The organism is Halomonas sp. ABH4_019 (assembly GCF_056159885.1).
Genome location: NZ_JBSWWC010000002.1, coordinates 539,069 through 556,334 on the forward strand (window position 1 = coordinate 539,069; position 17,266 = coordinate 556,334).

Sequence of the window (17,266 nt, forward strand, 5' to 3'; positions counted from 1 at the left end):
GGCAACGGCCTCCCCTGCCACCGCCCGGCACCCTGGCGAGGCGGCATCTCGACTATCCTTGGGTGCAAGGCCATGCCAACGGAGCGGACCGTTGGATGACGGAGGAATGCCCACCGTGGACGAGATCCATTTCATCCCGCTGCTGCTGGAAGAGGTCGAACAGTACCTGCGCGGCCTGGTCGCCGCCGCACCGCGACTGGCCGGCGCGGTGCTGCTCATCGCGGGCACCTGGGGGGCAAGCAAGCTGCTGCGCTTCCTGGTCATTCGGCTGGCCCACCACGCCCGCCTGCGTCGCAACCTCAGCGATGTACTGGCGATGCTGACCGGCCTCGCCGTGTGGCTGGTGGGCCTGCTGGTCGCCATCACCCTGGTATTCCCCACCGTCACGCCGGGCAGGGCGATGACCACCCTGGGGCTCGGCTCCATCGCCGTGGGCTTCGCCTTCAAGGACGTGTTCGAGAACTTCCTGGCGGGGCTGCTGATCCTGTGGCGGGAGCCCTTCAAGATCGGCGATCACATCGCCGTCGAGGAGCATGACGTCGAGGGCCTGGTGGAGGAGATCACCGTCCGCGACAGCCATATTCGCCGTACCGACGGCCAGCTGATCGTGGTGCCCAACGCCCTGATGTTCCAGAATCCGGTCATCGTGCGCACCGACCGCGACGTGCGGCGAACCTCGATCATGGTCGGCATCGCCTACGGCGAGGACGTCGACGCCGCCCGGGAAGTCATCGAGGTAGCGGTGCGCCGCGTCGATTCGGTCCGCGACGACGTTCGCGACATCCAGGTCTTCGCCAAGGCCTTCGGCGAGAGCAGCATCGACTTCGAGGTCACCTGGTGGACCGGCTCGAAGCCGGTCGATATCCGCTCCTCCCGCGACCAGGTGGTGTCGGCCATCAAGCGCGCCCTCGACGACCACGCCATCGAGATCCCCTTCCCCTACCGCACCCTGGTCTTCAGGGACGACGCCCCGATCACGCTGTCCCGTCCCGGCGAGAATGGCTGAACCGACACCTAGCGCACGCCACCTCGGCGACCATCGCCCGAGCCGATGTGCAACCCATGCCGCCTGAGCTTGCGCACCACGCTGGGCTGGCTGATGCCGAGCCGCTCGGCGATCGCGTAGGTGGAGGGCAGCTCGCCGCACAGCTCGGCCAGGATGGCCCGCTCGGTGCGCGCCAGCGCCGCCTTGAGCGATTCGCCCTCGCCCAGCCGCGTCGAGGTCGCCCCGCCCGCCGCCTCGCTCCCGCGCGCCGGCGGGGCGGCCGCCTCCGCCGGTCGCCCGGCGTCCGTCCCGGCGAGGCCCACCACATCATCACCGGCAGAGAGCCAGGCCCGCTCCAGCCAGTTCTCCAGCTCGCGCACGTTGCCCGGCCAGTCGCGTCCCATCAGCTCCTGCCAGACATCGCGGCCCATCAGCTTGTCGCGGCCGTAGCGGGCATTGAGGCGCTTGAGTTGCCGCTCGACCAGGCCGGGGATGTCCTCGCGGCGCTCGCGCAGCGGCGGCAGGGTCACGGGAATGACGTTGAGCCGATAGTAGAGATCGAGCCGGAAACGGCCCTCCTCGACCCGGCGCGCCAGGTCCTGGTTGGTGGCCACCACCAGCCGGAAGTCGACACGACGCGGCCGAGTGTCGCCCAGCCGGGTCACGCTGCCGTCCTGGATGACCTTGAGCAGCTTGGTCTGCATCGCCAGCGGCAGCTCGCCGATCTCGTCGAGAAACAGGGTGCCGCCCTCGGCCTGCTCCAGCAGCCCGGCCTTGCCGCCCGGCGCCGCGCCGCTGAAGGCGCCGTGCCGATAGCCGAACATCTCCGACTCGAACAGGCTTTCGGGAATGGCGCCGCAGTTGACGTCGACGAAGGGGCCCTCGCGACGAGCGCTCCAGCGGTGCAGCTGGTGGGCGAAGGCGGTCTTGCCGACCCCGGACTCGCCGAGCATCAGCACCGTGGCATCGGTCGGGGCCACCCGCTTGAGCAGCAGCGCCACCTCGTGCATGACCTCGCTGCGCACCTCCAGCTCGCCCAGCTCGGCCTCCAACCCGGCCTCGTCGGCCCCGCCGCCGCGCCTGAGGTGATCGCTGAAGCGCCGCTGCAGCAACGCGTATTCCTCCTGCAGCAGCTGCAGGTCGGTGAGGTCCATGGAACGGCTGACCACGGCGACCAGCCGGCCGCCCTGGAACACCGGATGCGCCTGGGCGATTACCCGCCGCCCGGTGCCGGTCACCTGCATCAGCTGGGCCGGCCGACCGGTGCGAATGACCTCCAGGCTGATCGACGGCTTCAATACGCCCTGGGCCTCCAGGGCCTGCACCGTGGTGCGACACAGGTCCTCCCGGGACATGCCATAGACCGCCGCCGCCGCGGGGCTGACGTCGCGCACCCGGCCGTCCGCGTCGACCACGAAGAAGTGATCGTGGGCGGTCTCGATGATGGTCTGCAGGATACGGCCGTCGAGTTCGCTCATGGGGTCTCGCATTGATGCAGGAATGAATCACTGATCCACCAGTGTATCACCTCCGCCGGCCAGACGATGCACAAATGAATCAGCGAGGCAAAAAGCCATGGCATATCAATCCATTAAAGATGGCACGTTTCCTGCTAAGAGAGACCAGGACATTACTCAATAGACGGAGCCCGACATGAGCGACTACAACCAGCCCCTGGGCGGCAACGAGATGCCGCGTTTCGGTGGCCCGGCCACCATGATGCGCCTGCCCACCCAGGACAGCGCCGCCGGCCTCGACGCCGCCTTCATCGGCGTGCCCATGGACATCGGCACCTCCAACCGCCCCGGCACCCGCCTGGGCCCGCGCCAGATCCGCGACGAGTCGCGCATGCTGCGCCCCTACAACATGGCCACTCGCGCCGCGCCCTTCGACAGCCTGCAGGTGGCCGACATCGGCGACGTGCCGATCAACACCTTCAACCTGCCCAAGAACCTCGACATCATCACCGACTTCTACGACGAGGTGCTGTCTCATGACTGCGTGCCGCTGACGCTGGGCGGCGACCACACCCTGACCTGGCCGCTGCTGCGCGCCATCGCCAAGAAGCACGGCCCGGTGGGCGTGATCCACATCGACGCCCACGCCGACGTCAACGAGCACATGTTCGGCGAGGAGGTCGCCCACGGCTGCCCCTTCCGCCGCGCCCAGGAAGAGGGGCTGCTGGACAGCAAGCGCGTGGTGCAGATCGGCCTGCGCGGCACCGGCTATGCCGCCGACGACTTCGACTGGTGCCGCGAGCAGGGCTTCCGCGTGGTCACCGCCGAGGAGTGCTGGTACAAGTCGCTCGAACCGCTGATGGCCGAGGTGCGCGAGCAGATGGGCGACGGCCCGGTGTACATCTCCTTCGATATCGACGGCCTCGACCCCTCGGTCGCCCCCGGCACCGGCACCGTCGAGATGGGCGGCCTCACCGCCCAGCAGGGCCTGGAGATCGTGCGCGGCGCGGCCGGCCTCAATGTAGTCGGCGGCGACCTGGTCGAGGTCTCCCCGCCCTACGACACCAGCGGCAATACCGCACTGATGGGCGCCACCCTGCTCTACGAGATGCTCTGCGTGCTGCCCGGCGTCAAGCGTCGCGACTGACCGCCGCCCACCCGGCCCGGCAGCGCCGGGCCACACCCATTACAAGACCAACAGGGAAATCCCATGGCTGACTCCTTCGACACGACCCTCGCCACCCGCGCCGAATCGCTGAGCCTCAGCGGCCTGCTGAAGTTCCTGATTCCCTCGCTGCTCGGCATCGGCCTGTTCCTGGTGCCGTTCTCCACCGGCGACACCATCAACATCGGCATGGGGCTGATGGCCGACGGCCTCAAGGCACTGCTCGGCGACGCCCTGCCGACCATCGCCACGGTGGTGCTGTGCCTGTCCATCGTACTGACGCTGACGGTCAAGCTCGTTCGCCCGGCCTGGGCCCGCGAGGGCGCCATGCACGAGCTATTCGACGTGGCGCCGCTGTGGGTGGTCATGCGCGTCCTCGGCGCGGCCTTCGCCCTGATGACCTACTTCCAGGTCGGCCCCGAGATGGTCACCGCCTCCTTCACCGGTGGGGTGATGCTCAACGACCTGGCTCCGGTGCTGCTGACCTTCTTCTTCTTCGCCGCCATCCTGCTGCCTTTCCTGGTCGACTTCGGCTTCATGGAGTTCATCGGCAGCCTGGTGCGCACGCCCTTCCGCAAGATCTTCGGCCTGCCCGGGCGCAGCGCCATCGACGCCACCGCCTCCTGGATGGGCTCCGGCACCGTGGGCGTGCTGATCACCACCCAGCAGTACGAACAGGGCTACTACAACGGCCGCGAGGCCTCGGCCATCGCCACCAACTTCTCCATCGTCTCCATCGCCTTCGCCCTGCTGGTGACCAGCTTCATCGGCATCAACCACCTGTTCGTGCCCTTCTACCTGACCGTGGTATTGGCCGGCCTGGTAGCCGCGGTGATCGTACCGCGCCTGCCGCCGCTGTCGCGCAAGTCGAACGCCTACCACGAGCCGGTGGGCTGCCGAATCGCCGAGGAGAACACCGGCGACCAGAACCTGCTGCGCTACAGCCTGGGCATGGCCGTGGCCCGTGCCGAGACCGCCCCCGGCCCGCTCAAGCTGGCACGCATCGCGCTGTTCAACGTCGCCGACATCTTCCTCGGCCTGCTGCCGCTGGTGATCGCCATCGGCACCGTGGCGCTGGTGCTCGCCGAGTTCACGCCGCTGTTCACCTGGCTCTCCGCCCCCATGGTGCCGGTGCTGGAGTGGATGCGGATTCCCGAGGCCGAGGCCGCCGCCCCCGCCACCCTGGTGGGCTTCGCCGACATGTTCCTGCCGGCGGTGCTGGCCAGCGACATCGAGAGCGAGCTGACCCGCTTCGTGATCGCCTGCCTGTCGCTGACCCAGCTGATCTACATGTCCGAGATCGGCGCCCTGCTGCTGAAATCGAAGATCCCGCTCAAGCTGTGGGAGCTGGTGGTCATCTTCCTGCTGCGCACCGCCATCACCCTGCCGATCATCGTGGTCATGGGCCACTGGCTGGTGGGCTGAGACGATCCCCATGAACCGCGAGAGCCTGAACCCTGAGAGAGAAACGCCCATGACCTGCGCCGAACTGCTGATCCGTCTGCTGCGCGACACCTACGGGGTAGAGACCGTGTTCGGGATCCCCGGCGTGCACACCGTCGAGCTCTACCGCGGCCTGGAAGGCGGTGGTGGCAGCGGCATCCGCCACGTCACGCCGCGCCATGAGCAGGGCGCCGGCTTCATGGCCGACGGCTACGCCCGCGCCACCGGCAAGCCCGGGGTGTGCTTCATCATCACCGGGCCCGGCATGACCAACATCGCCACCGCCATGGGCCAGGCGCTGGCCGACTCGGTGCCGATGCTGGTGATCTCCAGCGTCAACCGCCGCGACACCCTGGGCCGCGGCCAGGGCCGGCTCCACGAGTTGCCGAGCCAGCAGCAGCTGCTGGCCGGCGTGGCACGTTTCAGCCATACCCTGCTCGACCCCGAGGGCCTGCCCGAGGCCCTGGCTCGAGCCTTCGCGGTGTTCGAGGGCGCGCGTCCCGGGCCGGTGCACATCGAGATTCCCATCGACCTGTTCGACGCCCCGGTCACGCCGCCGCGTCGCTTCGCCCGACCCGCCCTGGCCAAGGCCGCCCCGGACCCCGCGGCCATCGCCGAGGCCGGCGCCTGGCTGGCGGGCGCCGAACGCCCGCTGGTACTGCTCGGCGGCGGTACCGTGGCCGCCCCCGAGGCCGCCCGGACGCTGGTCGAGGCGCTCGACGCCCCGGTGGTCACCACCATCAACGCCAAGGGCCTGCTGGGCCGCGACCATCCGCTGGACCTGGGGGCCAACGCCTCCCTGCCCGCGGTACGCGAGCTGGCCCGGCACGCCGACGTGGTGCTGGCCATCGGCACCGAGCTCGGCGAGACCGACTACGACGTGGTGTTCGACGACGGCTTCACCCTGGGCGGCCGCCTGATCCGCATCGACGTGGACGCCCAGCAGCTGGCCCGCAACCAGGATGCCGACCTGGCCCTGGTGGCCGACGCCGGCCAGGCCCTCGCGGCCCTGGCGGCACACTTCACCGGCACGCGCCTGGCCCGCGGCGGCGCCGCGCGCGCCCAGGCGACCCGGGAGGCCCTGGCGCTCGCCCGGGACCCTGCCTTCGCGACCTATGTGCCGCTGTTCGACACCCTGCGCGAGGCCCTGCCCGAGGCGATCCTGGTCGGCGACTCCTGCGCCACCACCTACGCCGCCAACCACCTGGTCGCCCAGCCGGCGCCGCGGCGCTTCTTCAACGCCTCCACCGGCTATGGCACCCTCGGCTACGGCCTGCCGGCGGCGCTGGGCGCCAGCCTGGCCCGGCCCGACCTGCCGGTGGTGGCGCTGGTCGGCGATGGCGGCGTGATGTTCACCCTGCCGGAGCTGGCCTGCGCGGTGGAGGAACGCCTGCCGGTGGTAGTGCTGCTGTGGCACAACCAGGGCTATGAGGAGATCCGCCGCTTCATGGACGACGCCGGGGTCACCCGCCTCGGGGTCGACATCCAGGCGCCGGACTTCCTGACCGTGGCCCACGGCTTCGGCTGCCTGGCCACCCGCGTCGCCACCCCCGCCGAGCTGGCCCACGCCCTGGCCACCCGGCCCAGCGACGGCCCCCTGCTGATCGAGGTCGACGCCGCGGCCTGGGCCGCCGCCGTCGCCCCCGCCTGATCCCGGATTCGGAGCCTTATCGTGCAACGATTGACCAAGCAGTACATCGACGGCCAGTGGGTCGCTTCCCGAGGGAATCGCTTCCTGCCGGTGACCGATCCCTATCGCCAGGAGACGATCGCCGAGGTCACCGCCGGCGATGCGGCCGACGTCGACGCCGCGGTGGCCGCCGCCCGGCGCGCCCTGCCCGCCTGGCAGGCGCTGGGCGGCGAACGCCGCGCCGACTACCTCGCGGCTTTCGCCGAGGCCCTCGTCGCGCGCCGCGAGGCGCTGATGCGCCTGTCGGCGACCAACAACGGCAAGGCCCTGGCCGAGACCGCCATCGATCTGGACGATGCCATCGCCTGCTACCGCTACTACGCCGGCCAGGCCCGGGCCCTGGAGGCTCGCCAGGGCCGCCTGGTCGAACACGCCATGGACGGCGTCGAGGCGCGCACCTACGAGGACCCGGCCGGGGTGGTCGGGCTGATCACCCCCTGGAACTTCCCGCTGGTGACCAGCGCCTGGAAGATCGCCCCGGCACTGGCCGCCGGCTGCACGGTGGTCTTCAAGCCCTCCGAGGTCACCCCGCTGCCCGAGCAGGCGCTGGCCGAGATCGCCGAGGCCATCGGCTTGCCGGCCGGGGTGCTCAACCTGGTGCACGGCGACGGCGAGGGCATCGGCGCCCCGCTCACCGCCCATCCGGGCGTCGACAAGCTGTCCTTCACCGGCAGTAACGCCGTGGGCGAGAAGGTGATGCGCGCCGCCGCCGAGGGCACCCGCGGCCTGTCGCTGGAGCTCGGCGGCAAGTCGCCGGTCCTGGTGCTCGACGACGCCGAGGTCGAGGCCGCCGCCGACTGGGTGATGGCCGGCATCTACTTCAACAGCGGGCAGATCTGCTCGGCCACCTCGCGGCTGATCGTCCACGCCTCGCTGGCCGAGCCCTTGTACGCGGCGCTGGCCACGCGCATCGACGCCATCCGCCTGGGCGACCCGCTCGCCGACGACACCGACATGGGGCCCATGACCAGCGCCCGCCAGCGCGCCGCCGTGGAAGGCTACCTGGCCATCGCCGCCGAGGAGGGGCTAGCCGCGGTGCGCGACGCCCGCCATCGCGAGCTGCCCGCCCGGGGCGAGTTCGTCGCCCCGACCCTGTACCGGGACGTGCCCGTCGACAGCCGGCTATGGAAGGAGGAAGTCTTCGGCCCGGTGCTGTGCGCCCGCAGCGTCGACAGCGACGAGGAGGCCATCGCGCTGGCCAACGACAGCGCCTTCGGCCTGGCCGCCACCGTGATCGCGGGCGATCCCGACCGCGCCCGACGCGTCGGCCGGGCGCTGCGCGCCGGCAGCATCTGGTACAACAGCGAGCAGCTGGTGATGCCTGAGGCCAGCTGGGGCGGCTTCGGGATCAGCGGCATCGGCCGCGAGCTCGGTCCCTGGGGCCTGGCCGGCTACCTGGAGGTCAAGCACCTGATCGGCCCGGCGGACTGACCACCGCCGACCGTGCGGGACACGATGCCCCGGCCAGCGGCCGGGGCATCGTCGTTGACGGGCGCTTCACGCCGGCTCCTGGCCGCGTGGCAGCGGCCGGGGCGGACCCCGTGGGGGCCGGCGTCTACACTGTCCCAGGCCTGCCATCGTCGGCATGCAGCGTCCGTGACACCCGGCACCGTCCCCGACCGGCGACAGGCGACAAGGCCGCCCAAAGCAGGCACTCTGCGGGGCCAGCATCCCAGGAGCAAGGAAGGCCGACATGGTCGATGTTCGCGTGACCCGTACCGCCCAGGTACCCGACCCGATGCGCGTCCGACGCTACCAGAAGGCGCCGGAGCTGGGCCCGAGGCTGCTGTTCTTCAGCGGCGGCTCGGCCCTCAACGGCATCTCGCGGCGCCTCCAGCACTACACCCACAACTCCATCCACCTGGTGACGCCCTTCGACTCCGGAGGCAGCTCCGCCAAGCTGCGCGAGGCCTTCGACATGCCGGCCATCGGCGACCTGCGCAGCCGGCTGATGGCGCTGGCGGACGACTCCATCCTCGGTCACCCCGAGGTCTACCGGCTGTTCACTCACCGGCTGCCTCAGGACGCCGAGCCAAAGGCCCTGCGGGCCACCCTCGACGCCCTGGCGGACGGGCGCCATCCGCTGACCGAGGCCATCTCCAACCCCATGCGCCGGCTGATCTGCAACCAGCTCGGCTTCTTCCGCGAGGCGATGCCCCGCGACTTCGACCTGGGCGGCGCCAGCATCGGCAACCTGATCCTGGCCGGCGGCTACCTGAACAACCACCAGCAGCTCGACCCGATCATCTTCCTGTTCTCCAAGCTGGTCCACGTGCGCGGCACGGTGCGCGCGGTGGTCGACCAGGACTATCACCTGGCGGCCACTCTCTCGGACGGCCGCCGGGTGCTGGGACAGCACCGCATCACCGGCAAGGAGGTCGCGCCGCTGACCACGCCCATCGCCGAGCTGGCGCTCTCGGCACGCCGCGACGCCGACGTGCCGGTCACGGCGACGCTGCACGAGCAGAACCGCCGCCTGATCGCCACCGCCGAACTGATCTGCTACCCCCCGGGCAGCTTCTACTCCAGCCTGCTGGCCAACCTGCTGCCGGCGGGCGTCGGCCGGGCGATCCACGCCAACCGCTGCCCCAAGGTCTTCATCCCCAACTCCAGTCCCGACCCGGAGCTGACCGGCATGGACCTCGAGCGCCAGGTCGACACCCTGCTCGACACCCTGCGCCGCGACGTCGGCGAGACTCGCCCCGCCCATGAGCTGCTGGACTTCGTGCTCATCGACAGCGCGCGCGGCGACTACCCCGGCCGGCTGTCGCCCGGCTTCCTGGCCGAACGGGGCCTCACCCTGATCGACACCCGGCTGATCGGCGACGACGGCGCCCCCCACTACGACCCCGACCTGCTGGTCACCGCCCTGCTGTCGCTGGTGTAGGGCGAGCCGGCTCAGCGCGTCCGGGCCTCGCCGAGGGCCTCGACGATGAAGGCCCCCATGGCCTGGGCCGCCGGCGACAGGCTGCGACGCCCCGGGCGCAGCAACCCCAGCTCCCGTTCGACGGAAGGGTCCTCGAGGGGAATGAAGCGCAGCCGCTCGTATTCCTCGGGGAAGGCCAGCCGCGGCAGGGTGGTGATGCCGATACCCGCCACCAGCATGGCGGTCAGCGAGATCATGTTGGAGATATCGAAGCTGCTCTCGGCCAGCAAGGGTTCGGCCGCGGTGCCTTCCAGCAACCGCGAGGTGCCGTTGCGAATCAGCACCTGGCCCTGCAGCGCCTCCCAGCCAAGCGCCTCCTGGCCGGCCAGCGGATGGTCGTCCCGGCACACCACCCCCACGGCATCGCGCATCAGCGGCGTGAAGACCAGATCATCGTCCCGTTGCCACAGGCTGGTGAGCCCCAGCTCGACCTCTCCGCCGGCCACCAGGCGCCGGACGAAGTCGGCGTTGCCGTCCTGCAGGCTGACGCGCAGTGCCGGATAGCGAAGGATGAAGTCGTTGAGCAGGCTCGGCATCAGGCGACTGGCCACCGAGGGCACCGCGGCCATGTCGACGTGGCCCGCCTGTTTCTGGACCTGAGCCGCCAGCTCACGGCTCAAGCGATCGTGCCGGGTGACCAGTTCGCGAAAGCGAGGCAGGCAGTAGGCCCCGAAGGGAGTGAGCGTCGCCTTGCCGCCCTTCTCGAACAGCGGCTCGCCCAGGCGTTGCTCGAGTTCCCGCACCGCCATGGAGACCGCGGGCTGGGTACGATGCAGCTGTCGGGCCGCGGCATGAAAGCCCCCCGCATCGACGATGGCCAGCACGCAGCGCAACGGCTGGATCTTGAGCTCGGGCAGCATGGCACCTCCTCGGCACCGCTTGGTAAGAAAGCCTGATCAGTGAATCTTTTTTATTGATTATCCTTATCTTGGACCCTCGCCTAGCATGACGGCAACGTCTCAAAGGAGGTTTCCATGTCCCACGTTCATTCCCTGTACATCGACGGCGCCTGGGTCGAGGGCCAGGACGGCATCGCCAACCGCAACCCTTCCGACACCAGTGATGTGATCGGCGAGTATGCCCAGGCCGGCGTCGCCCAGGTCGGGCAGGCCATCGCCGCGGCCCGGCGCGGCCTCGCCGAATGGCGCCAGAGCGGCCTGGAGCAGCGTTACGGCGTGCTGATGGCCATCGGCGACGAGCTGATCGCCCGCAAGGACGAGCTCGGCCGCCTGCTGTCCCGGGAAGAGGGCAAGGCCCTGGCCGAGGGCATCGGCGAGGTCCATCGTTCCGGCCAGTTCTTCCACTATTACGCCGCCGAGGTGCTGCGCCAGATCGACGAGCGGGTCGATTCCGTGCGCCCGGGCGTGGAGGTCGACACCCGCCGCGAACCGGTGGGCGTGGTGGGCATCATCAGCCCCTGGAACTTCCCCATGGCCACCGCGGTGTGGAAGATCGCCCCGGCGTTGGCCTTCGGCAACGCCGTGATCTTCAAGCCGGCCAACCTGGTGCCGGCCAGCGCCTGGGCGCTGACCGAGATCATCAGCCGCCAGGCCCTGCCCGCCGGCACCTTCAACCTGCTGATGGGGCCCGGCGCAAGCGTCGGCGATGCGCTCGTCTCGAGCCCCGAGATCGATGCCCTGAGCTTCACCGGCTCCCTGGACGTGGGCCGCCGCGTGGCCGCCGCCACCGCCGGCAACCTGGTCAAGTGCCAGCTGGAGATGGGCTCCAAGAATGCCCTGATCGTCGCCGACGACGCCGATCTGGACCTGGCCGTGGAGGCCGCCTTCGTCGGCGCCTATTCCGGCACCGGCCAGAAGTGCACCGCCTCCTCGCGGCTGATCGTCACCGAGGCGGTCCACGATGCCTTCGTCGACAGGCTGCTCGCCAAGCTGAAGACGATTCGCGTCGGCCACGCCCTGGAGGACGGCGTGCACATCGGTCCCGCCGTGGATGCCCGCCAGTTGGCGTCCAACCTGGGCTGGGTCGAGCGCGCCCGCGCCGACGGCGCCACCCTGGCCTTCGGCGGCGAGCGCCTGGAGCGCGACACCGACGGGTTCTTCATGGCGCCGACGCTGTTCGTCGACACCACCAACTCCATGGCCATCAACCGCGAGGAGGTCTTCGGACCGATCGCCTGCGTGATCAAGGTCCGCGATTACGAGGAGGCCATCGCCACCCTCAACGACACCAACTTCGGTCTCACCGCCGGCATCATCACCGACTCCCTCGCGCTTGCCAGCGACTTCAAGGCCCGCGCCGAGACAGGCTGCGTGATGGTCAACCTGGCCACCGCCGGCACCGATTACCACGTGCCCTTCGGCGGCCGCAAGGACTCCAGCTTCGGCCCCCGGGAACAGGGCCGCTATGCCCGCGAGTTCTACACCGTGGTCAAGACCTGCTACGTCAAGGCCTGAGAGAGGAGACGCGCCGATGTCCCAAGAGATGCTGATCGTCGACGGCCTGCAATACTCCAACTGGTCGCGGGAGATCTTCGAGCAGATGCGCGCGGGCGGCGTCGACGCCGTCCACGCCACCCTGGTCTATCACGAGAACACCCGCGAGACCCTGTCGCGCCTCGGCGAATGGAACCGCCGCTTCGAGGCCCATGGTGACCTGATCATGCCGGTGCGCGCGCCGGGCGATATCGAGCGCGCCCGCCGGGCCGGCAAGGTGGGCATCTTCCTCGGCGCCCAGAACTGCTCGCCCATCGAGGACGACATCGACATGGTCGCGGTGATGCGCGACCTGGGGCTCTTGATCATGCAGCTGACCTACAACAACCAGAGCCTGCTGGCCTGTGGCTGCTACGAGGCCGAGGACAACGGCATCACGCGCTTCGGCCGCCAGGTGATCCGCGAGATGAACCGGGTCGGCATGGTCATCGACATGTCCCACAGCGCCGAGCGTTCGACCCTGGAAGCCGTGGAACTCTCCAGCCGACCGGTGATCATCTCCCATGCCAACCCGAGCTCCTTCCACCCGGCCAGGCGCAACAAGTCGGACCGGGTGCTCGAGGCGATCGCCGAATCCGACGGCCTGCTCGGCTTCTCCGCCTACCCCTTCCATCTCAAGAACGGGCCCGACTGCAGCCTCGAGGACTACTGCGACATGATCGCCCGCACCGCCGACCTGATGGGCATCGAGCACATCGGCATCGGCACCGATCTATGCCAGGCCCAGCCGACGTCGGTGCTGGAATGGATGCGCAACGGTCGCTGGTCCAAGGACATGGACTACGGCGAGGGCAACGCCGGCAACGCCGGATGGCCGGCGCCGCTCGCCTGGCTGCGCGACAGCCGCGACTTTCCCAACCTGGTCGCCGGACTGCGCCGCCGCGGCTTCGACGAGGACGCGGTCGCCCGCATCATGGGCCGCAACTGGGTCGAGCTGCTGGAACGGGCCGCCGTGCCGCAGCGGGCCGAGGAGGCCACCGCCTGACACCACAGCACACCGCCATCGGACAAGAACAACGGCCCGCCAGGGCCCACCAGAGGCCAACCACATGACACAACATCGCGCCACGCCCCACGCCGCGCCGGCACCACGGGAGCATCGCCTGGGCGATCCCGTGGTGCTGACGCTCAGCATCGGCTTCATCCTGGGCTTTATCGCCCTGTCGCTCTACGACCTCGAGATGGTGGCCGATGCCATCGGCGCCGGCTTCGCCTGGACCGCCGCCTCGCTCGGCTCCTACTTCCAGCTGCTGCTGTTGCTGACCTTCTTCATTGCGCTCGGCGTGGCCATCTCCCCCGCCGCCAGCGCCCGGATCGGCAACCTCTCGACGCCCGAGATCGGCACCTTCAAGTGGCTGTCGATCATCATGTGCACCCTGCTGGCCGGGGGCGGCGTGTTCTTCGCCGCCGGCGAGCCGGTCTACCACTTCGTGGTCACCCCCCCGGCCTTCGATACCGAGCCCGGCACCGCCGAGGCGATCGCCGGGGCCCTGGCGCAGTCCTTCATGCACTGGGGATTTCTGGCCTGGGCGGTGCTCGGCTCGCTGACCGCGGTGGTGCTGGCCCATGCCCACTACGACAAGGGCCAGCCGTTGCAGCCCCGCACCCTGCTCTATCCCGTGTTCGGCGAGCGCCTAATGTCCGGCAGCTTCGGCGGGGTGGTCGACGCCCTGTGCGTGATCGCCGTGGTCGCCGGCACCGTGGGCCCGATCGGCTTCCTCGCCACCCAGGTGAGCTTCGGCCTCCACGAGCTGTTCGGCGTCTCCGAAGGCTACGGCACCCAGTTGGTGATCCTGGTGGCGCTCGCCGCGGTCTACGTGACCTCGGCGGTGAGCGGTATCCATCGCGGCATCCAGATGCTCAGCCGCTTCAACGTCTTCCTGGCGCTGGCCATCGCCGCGGTGATCTTCCTGTTCGGTCCGACGCTGTTCCTGACCAATGCCTTCACCCAGGGCTTCGGCGAATACCTGAGCGCCTTCTTCCCCATGGCCACCATGACCGCCGAGACCGCACCGGCCTGGTGGATGCAGTGGTGGACGGTGTTCTTCTTCGCCTGGTTCATCGGTTACGGGCCGCTGATGGCGATCTTCGTCGCCCGCATCTCGCGCGGCCGCAACATCCGCCAGATGATCCTGGCCGTGGCGGTGATGGCGCCGATCGCCACCACCCTGTGGTTCACCCTGCTCGGCGGCTCGGGCATCCACTACCAGCTGACCGGCGCCATCGACCTGTCCGAGGCGTTGCAGAACTTCCAGTTCGACGTCGCCACCCTGACCGTGGCCCAGGCGCTGCCCGGCGGACCGCTGATGGCACTGGCCATCCTGCTCCTGACGACCATCTTCGTGGCCACCACCGGCGACTCCATGAGCTATGCCATCGCCGTGGTGGGCTCGGGGCATGATGAACCCAGCACCCTGGTGCGCGCCTTCTGGGGAGTCGCCATGGCGCTGATGGCGGCGATCCTGCTGTACATGGGCGCCGGTCAGATCAGCGTGCTGCAGCAGTTCATCGTGCTCACCGCCATTCCGGTGTCGCTGGTGCTGCTGCCCTCGCTGTGGACCGGCCCCCAGGCCGCCTGTGCCATGGCCCGGAAACAGGGCCTGTCCACGCGCCGTGCCTCGGAGTCCGACCATGGCTGAGTACCGCGACCCGATGGCCGCCGCGCTGCCATGGCGCCCCGCCGGCGAGGCCATGGACCTGGCGCGCCTGGGCAGCCTGCCGGCCAGCCGCCTGAGCTTCGTGCGCAGCCTGGTTCGCCAGATGGCCCGCCAGCGCTGGCAGATCAGCCGGACCCGCTTCGATCTGGACGCCCAGGGGCACGGCATCGCCATCTACCGGCTGCAGACGCCGCGCGGCCGCTATCATGGCGTGATCTTCTCCCAGCAGCTGGCGGACGAGGCACGCTCCGACCGGGTGATCGCCCAGGCCTGGGACGTGACCTTCGGGGTGGTCGAGGGCGACGTCGACGATGCCCTGCTCGCCCAGATGGCCGCCAACGTGCCGCTGCAGGAGGCCGGGCGTCAGCATCCGCGGCTGCTGGTGCTGTCCCGCGCCAACCGCAGCCTACGCAACTTCGCCCACTTCGTGGCGGCCCTGGCCGCGGGTGACCAGCCCGATCCGGCCTGGCTGACCCGGGTCGGCTACCTGTACCGAACCACCGCCGTCTACGGCAACGGCAAGTTCGGCATCGCCGACTTCGTGCGCCTTCAGGACAACCCCGACTTCCACCGGCCCTTCTCGGCCCAGATGCTGGCGGTCTACCTGCTGCGTCACTTCTCCATCGAGCAGGTGGAGCACATCGCCCGCGACCAGGCGCCCGACACCGCAGTGCCCCTGGCCACCGAGCTGCGCCGCTACCTGGGCATCGGCAACTCCACCGGACTCGGCATGGCACCCTTCCTGATCAACCACCCCCAGTTGATCCAGCAGTGGGTGACCTGCCGGGAGGCCGCTCTCGCCATGGCGCTGGGCCAGGTGCCGGACGAGGAAAGCCGCCGACGACTGATTGCGCTGACCCGCCGCGCCATGCAGCACCTGGCGCAGTCCGTCACCGAGGACACCGACCAGGGCGAGCGCAACGCCGCCAGCGTGGCGGCGCTGCCCGAGGTGATCGCCTGGCTCGAGGAGATGCCCCTGGAGCACGACCTCTGGCGACAGCTGGTGGCCTGGAGTGCCCGCACCCTGCCGCTGGAGGCTCAGGAACTGATCAACACCCTGCTGATCGAGCTCTACCCCGAGCGGATCGATCCGCTGGAGGACCGCATGGGCACCGAGGAGCGCCTGGAGCTGACGCCGGACATGCCGCTGGTACGCCTCAAGCAGCTGATCGAGACCCACTACGACTGGGCCCTGGCCGAGAACTTCGAGGCGCCCGAGGCGCGCCACTGGTTCTGGTATCGCTCGGCGGAGAAGGAGGAACCGCGGCTGGGCGTGCGTGGCGTCGAACCGGGGGCGGAGAAGGAGCTACCGCTGGCCATCGCCCCCCGCGTCCACCACACCCACGGCGTGCTCAGCGACTTCCTGGAGGCCAACCCCCGCGCCCTGGTAGTGGAGTTCCTGATCGCCCATCCGCGCCACAAGGATATCGTGCGGCGGATCCAGACCATGGCCGAGACGCCTTACGGGGAGATTCGCGCCAATCTCTGGCACCAGGACATGAAACCCATGCACCTGCTGCGTACCAAGCTGTCGTTCTTCGGCGCCAGTCGCTTCGACCCCAAGTCGGACCGCTGGGTGCGCATCACCCTGTTCCAGGGCGCCCCGCTGGTGGAGGAGCTCAATGCCGAGCCCCGGGACCTGGCCGCGATCGACGACTGGAGCTTCCCGCTGGAGCCCCAGGGCGTCACTCACCCCCAACGACAAGGCGCGGGAGAGACATCATGAAGGCCTCCTACAACGAGCTGCAGGGCCTGTGTCGCAAGGCCTTCACCGGCATGGGATTCGAGGAGGGCGATGCGGCGGACGCCGCGGACATGGTCGCCTGGATGCAATGCTTCGAGCTCGGCGGGCTGGCCGCCCTGAATCGCGGCCTGGACTTCCTGCTCGAGGACGACCCCGACGAGCTGCCCAGCGTGCTCTATCAGGACGGCGACCTGGCGGTGGTCGACGGCCACGGCCAGAGCGTGCTGAGAAGCTCCACCCTGGCCCTCGAGCTCGGCTTCGCCAAGGCCAGGGCCCGGGGGCTCGCGGTGATCAAGATCCGCCGCTGCCACAATCGCCAGCTGATCATGGGCTACCTGGCCCGGCTGGCGGGGCGCGGCATGAACGTCACCGCCTTCTGGCGCAATGCCCAGCAGCCGCTGACCGAGCAGGTCGTCGGCTTTCGCGCCAACAGCCCGGTACCGGAGATCCGGGTCTACGCGGTCCAGGAAGTGCCAGAAGAGAACGAGCCCAACGACGCCATCACCCTGGTGATGGCCAACCACGTCGACCTGCTGCCGGCGATGCGCTCGGACTTCCGCTACGACCTGCTGGCCCGCCACGACGAATCGGACCTGCTGGCCTGCCGCCACCGCTCCCTGGCGGAGGGCATCGAGGTCGACGAGGCCGTCTGGGAACGCCTCAAGCATCTCGCCGCCCGCATGCTGGTGGAGGCCAGCGAGGCCTCCCGCGAAGGCGCCGGCGCCGGCGCTCACGACAACGACTGA

At 69.6% G+C, this 17,266-nt stretch carries 13 protein-coding genes; 11 read left to right on the forward strand and 2 right to left on the reverse strand.

The features are described from left to right. Nucleotides 1–115: 115 nt before the first annotated feature. Nucleotides 116–1,006 carry a mechanosensitive ion channel family protein gene (locus ACXAFN_RS09650; RefSeq protein ID WP_474988281.1) on the forward strand — a complete coding sequence of 297 codons (891 nt, stop codon included), beginning with the start codon at nucleotides 116–118 and terminating at the stop codon, nucleotides 1,004–1,006. Between the two features lie 8 nt (nucleotides 1,007–1,014). Here ACXAFN_RS09650 and ACXAFN_RS09655 read toward each other — a convergent pair whose 3' ends face one another. Then, nucleotides 1,015–2,463, reverse strand: a complete 1,449-nt coding sequence (locus tag ACXAFN_RS09655; protein ID WP_474988283.1) for a sigma-54 interaction domain-containing protein — start codon at nucleotides 2,461–2,463, stop codon at nucleotides 1,015–1,017. Nucleotides 2,464–2,638: 175 nt separating this feature from the next. Between ACXAFN_RS09655 and speB the strand changes: the two genes are divergently transcribed. From speB to ACXAFN_RS09680, 5 genes are all read left to right on the forward strand, one after another. Further along, nucleotides 2,639–3,589 carry an agmatinase gene (gene speB / locus ACXAFN_RS09660; protein WP_474988285.1) on the forward strand — a complete coding sequence of 317 codons (951 nt, stop codon included), beginning with the start codon at nucleotides 2,639–2,641 and terminating at the stop codon, nucleotides 3,587–3,589. Nucleotides 3,590–3,652: 63 nt separating this feature from the next. Beyond that, on the forward strand, nucleotides 3,653–5,032 hold the full coding sequence (locus tag ACXAFN_RS09665) for a YjiH family protein (RefSeq protein WP_474988287.1): 1,380 nt from the start codon (nucleotides 3,653–3,655) through the stop codon (nucleotides 5,030–5,032). Between the two features lie 49 nt (nucleotides 5,033–5,081). Then, entirely contained in the window at nucleotides 5,082–6,701 is a 1,620-nt protein-coding gene (locus ACXAFN_RS09670) for a 5-guanidino-2-oxopentanoate decarboxylase (RefSeq protein WP_474988289.1), read from the forward strand. A gap of 21 nt (nucleotides 6,702–6,722) precedes the next feature. Next, on the forward strand, nucleotides 6,723–8,171 hold the full coding sequence (locus ACXAFN_RS09675; protein WP_474988291.1) for an aldehyde dehydrogenase family protein: 1,449 nt from the start codon (nucleotides 6,723–6,725) through the stop codon (nucleotides 8,169–8,171). Nucleotides 8,172–8,433: 262 nt separating this feature from the next. Further along, the gene (locus tag ACXAFN_RS09680; protein ID WP_474988292.1) at nucleotides 8,434–9,627 is read left to right on the forward strand and encodes a GAK system CofD-like protein; all 1,194 of its coding nucleotides are present in this window, start codon (nucleotides 8,434–8,436) and stop codon (nucleotides 9,625–9,627) included. 11 nt (nucleotides 9,628–9,638) lie between these two features. Here the strand turns inward: ACXAFN_RS09680 and ACXAFN_RS09685 are convergent, their stop codons facing one another. Then, entirely contained in the window at nucleotides 9,639–10,526 is an 888-nt protein-coding gene (locus ACXAFN_RS09685) for a LysR family transcriptional regulator (RefSeq protein ID WP_474988293.1), read from the reverse strand. 114 nt (nucleotides 10,527–10,640) lie between these two features. Here ACXAFN_RS09685 and ACXAFN_RS09690 point away from each other — a divergent pair, with 114 nt between their 5' ends. The 5 genes from ACXAFN_RS09690 (at nucleotide 10,641) to ACXAFN_RS09710 (ending at nucleotide 17,266) form a co-directional block, all read left to right on the forward strand. Continuing rightward, nucleotides 10,641–12,080 (forward strand): aldehyde dehydrogenase family protein, encoded by a 1,440-nt coding sequence (locus ACXAFN_RS09690; RefSeq protein WP_474988295.1) that lies wholly within the window; start codon nucleotides 10,641–10,643, stop codon nucleotides 12,078–12,080. A 16-nt stretch (nucleotides 12,081–12,096) separates the two neighbouring features. Then, nucleotides 12,097–13,104: a dipeptidase gene (locus ACXAFN_RS09695; RefSeq protein WP_474988297.1), complete on the forward strand. Its 1,008-nt coding sequence runs from the start codon at nucleotides 12,097–12,099 to the stop codon at nucleotides 13,102–13,104. Nucleotides 13,105–13,168: 64 nt separating this feature from the next. Then, nucleotides 13,169–14,758, forward strand: coding sequence for a BCCT family transporter (locus tag ACXAFN_RS09700; protein ID WP_474988299.1), 1,590 nt, complete (start codon nucleotides 13,169–13,171; stop codon nucleotides 14,756–14,758). Further along, nucleotides 14,751–16,502: a hypothetical protein gene (locus ACXAFN_RS09705; RefSeq protein ID WP_474988300.1), complete on the forward strand. Its 1,752-nt coding sequence runs from the start codon at nucleotides 14,751–14,753 to the stop codon at nucleotides 16,500–16,502. Before ACXAFN_RS09700 ends, ACXAFN_RS09705 begins: the two co-directional genes overlap by 8 nt. Beyond that, nucleotides 16,499–17,266, forward strand: coding sequence for a DUF3726 domain-containing protein (locus ACXAFN_RS09710; RefSeq protein ID WP_474988301.1), 768 nt, complete (start codon nucleotides 16,499–16,501; stop codon nucleotides 17,264–17,266). The genes ACXAFN_RS09705 and ACXAFN_RS09710 overlap by 4 nt, the downstream gene beginning before the upstream one ends.